We start from the raw sequence: 3,286 nt of genomic DNA on the forward strand, positions 1-3,286 counted from the left end.
TTGGTCGTTGGTCGTTGGTCGTTGGTCGTTGGTCGTTGGTCGTTGGTCGTTGGTCGTATAAAACGAAAGCATGTTTCGTTTGGTGGTGTCAAGGGAACTGATCAAATTTGAAAGAAAAATACGAAGCCCGTCACTACGCTTGTCTATAGATGGGGCATCAGAAAAGTGCGAGTACGCGGCACAGCAACGAGGCGCAGTGAGCTACGTCGATGGAGCTACAACGCAGTCATTGTGATGCGATGATGCAGCAGACGGAGAAAAAATACCCCCAACCACCGCGACAAGACCGAGCGGGCGTTCACGCGTGAGTGTGGTCCATCAATAGACCAACGGTGCAGGAGGGAGGTACGCTTTAGGCGGCAGCTTCTCGCCGGGAGCACCGGCTCAAACGAAGTTACCGACGCACCACGCACCTACCGGTCCCGCAATATCAAAGTGTTGGACCCCCGATATGCGGGTAGCGCACCGCTCAGTCGGTGTGAGACAACATCGCTGTTGCCTACATAAAATTATTATACTCCAAAATGCTTAATCGGGGGTTGAAAAACGGGCAAATTTGATCGCCTCGTCGAGTGATGTGGAGGGAGAAATGTCGGGGTTGACGTAATCCGGGAACGCCTGTGCCGTTTTGTTACCGATGGCCACAGCTCTCCAGCTTTCGTCCCAGGAAAAGTTTTCGAAAAAACATTTGACGATGGAGGGGGCCGTGAAAATGAGAGCCGCTCCCTTTTCCGGTTTTCGGCTCTCGTCGTAGCAGGTACATGACGTTTCGTAGATGACCGCTTCATCCACTTCGATACCTGCCTCGCGAAGATCTTTGGCGATTTTGGAGACCACCACTTTCGGCCGGGCGTAGAGCCATCGGAATCCGGGGAACCTCTCTGCCAGCTCCCTGGCCAACACATCGCCATACGCTTTGGAAGCAATATAGATCACTTTTCCGCCACGTTTTTCGATCTCTTCCGCTGTCATCTTTCCGATAGCCGCCGCGGGAAGCCGCTTCCACTCGCCATGTGACACCTCATCGAGCGAAACAACCCCCTGTTTGGAGGTAAGAATCAACCCGTCGTAACCGGAAAAGTCGATGGTTTGGGGTATGAGGGTGAAGTGGATCATCGGAAGGTGCCTGACGCCGGGTTTGGATGTAGGGGACAATAGATAGATGGGGGATGGGGGATGGGATATGGGGGATGGGATATGGGGGATGGGGGATGAAGCGGTGCTTTGCGCCTCCTTCGATTGGCCGCCTTGCGGCTTCTCTTCATTCTCCATTCTCAATTTTCCATTATCCATTCGTGCAACGTATGCGTTATTCCCATTCGATCGTAGCGGGCGGTTTGGAGCTGATGTCGTAGACGACACGGTTGATGCCGTCGACTTCGTTGATGATGCGTCGGCTGATACGTTCGAGCAGATCGTGCGGAAGATGGGCGAAGGTTGCGGTCATGCCGTCGACCGATTCGACGACACGGACACAGACGGTGTTGTCGTAGGTGCGGTTGTCGCCCATGACACCGACACTTTTGACGTTGAGCAGCACAGCAAATGCCTGCCATGTTTTTGTATAGTAACCACTCGCTTTGAGCTCTTCGAGCAGAATCACGTCCGCTTCTCTTAGCAGGTCGAGATCGTAGATGTTGACCTCGCCCATGATACGGATCGCCAGTCCCGGTCCCGGGAACGGGTGTCGGTAGACAAGCGATTCGGGCAGACCCAGTTCGAGACCGAGTTTTCTTACCTCGTCCTTGAAGAGCTCGCGGAGCGGTTCGATCAGTTCGAAATCCATCCAATCCGGCAGGCCGCCGACATTGTGGTGGGATTTGATCGTTTCACTGGGGCCCTTGACCGAAACCGATTCGATCACGTCCGGATAGAGTGTTCCCTGCGCCAGAAATTTGATCCCTTCATGCTTTTTCGCCTCCTGTTCAAAGACTTCAATGAAGGTGTGACCAATGATTTTCCGCTTCTGCTCGGGGTCGGTCACACCTGCCAGCTTGACGAGAAAATGCTCGCTTGCATCGACAGTGATCAGAGGGACTTTCAGGTGCACTTTGAAGACGCTTTCAACCTGTTCGCGCTCCCCTTTTCGAAGCAGTCCGTTGTCGACGAATACCGGAATCAGCTGATCGCCAATCGCTTCGTAGAGAAGTGCCGCCACAACCGACGAATCGACGCCGCCGCTCAATGCGCAGAGCACCTTGCCTTCTCCGACCTGCTGCCGGATTTTGGCGATCTGCTCTTTGAGGAAATGGCCCATATCCCACTTCTCGGTGACACCGCAGATCGTACGGGCGAAATTGCGGAGCATGATATGCCCCTCTTCGGAGTGGTGAACTTCCGGGTGAAACTGAAGTGCATAGATTCTTCTCGTTTCATCGGCTATCGCCGCATAGGGGGAGTTGTCGCTGTAGGCGATCGGTTTGAATCCGTCCGGCAGCGTTTCGACCCGGTCGGAGTGGCTCATCCAGACGATCGTGGCGTCATGGCACCCTTCGAAAAGCGGTGACGTATGCCCATGTTCCTCATGAAAATGGAGCTCCGCTTTGCCGTACTCGTGATGCGTCGACCGAACCACCGAGCCACCGAAATCGACAGCGATGCGCTGCATACCGTAACAGATGCCGAGAATCGGAAGCCCCAGATCGTAGACTGCTTTGTCCACTTCGAAAGCATCTTTGTCATACACGGAAGCGGGACCGCCGCTCAGAATAATACCTTTGGGATTTTTCGCTTTGATCTCTTCGACCTTGGTGAAATAGGGAACAATTTCGCAGTAGACCTTCTCTTCGCGAAGGCGGCGTGCAATGAGCTGCGTATACTGCGAACCGAAGTCGAGAACTATGATACTGACATCTTTCAAAATGGAGTCCTTGACGGAAGAATTTGATGGTATTTTACCGTGTGGAAGGTTAAAGTTAAGTGAGGATGTGGGAATGTGGGAATGTGGGATCGCCGCGGTGCGGCTTTGTGGGAAGGTGGGAGGGTGAGGACGCGCTTCGCGCTGGTGGGAGGGTGAGAGGGTTGGGATATAGGAGTTGGGATATGGGAGTTGGGATATGGGAAGGTGGGATGGCCATTTTTGACCTTTTACCAGCAAAGCGATCTCACCTTCTCACAATCTCACCTTCTCACAATCTCACATTCTCACAAAGCCGCCAAGCGGCGATCTTACAGTCTTACACCCTAACGATCTAATATATTCCCATCATTTCGAATTGGACGTACCAGAGGACCATTGCGACTATGTAGCCCACCAGCACCGTCCACGCCATTTTCATATGGGAAC

Annotated in this window: 2 protein-coding genes; both read right to left on the reverse strand. The window is 53.3% G+C overall.

What is annotated here, in order from left to right:
* Nucleotides 1-528: 528 nt before the first annotated feature.
* Nucleotides 529-1,272 (reverse strand): uroporphyrinogen-III synthase, encoded by a 744-nt coding sequence (locus Q1K24_RS09610; protein ID WP_300368120.1) that lies wholly within the window; start codon nucleotides 1,270-1,272, stop codon nucleotides 529-531.
* 37 nt (nucleotides 1,273-1,309) lie between these two features.
* Nucleotides 1,310-2,860: a glutamine-hydrolyzing GMP synthase gene (gene guaA / locus Q1K24_RS09615; RefSeq protein ID WP_300368117.1), complete on the reverse strand. Its 1,551-nt coding sequence runs from the start codon at nucleotides 2,858-2,860 to the stop codon at nucleotides 1,310-1,312.
* Nucleotides 2,861-3,286: the final 426 nt, after the last annotated feature.

Source organism: Hydrogenimonas sp. (genome assembly GCF_029932565.1).
Classification (GTDB): Bacteria; Campylobacterota; Campylobacteria; order Campylobacterales; family Hydrogenimonadaceae; genus Hydrogenimonas.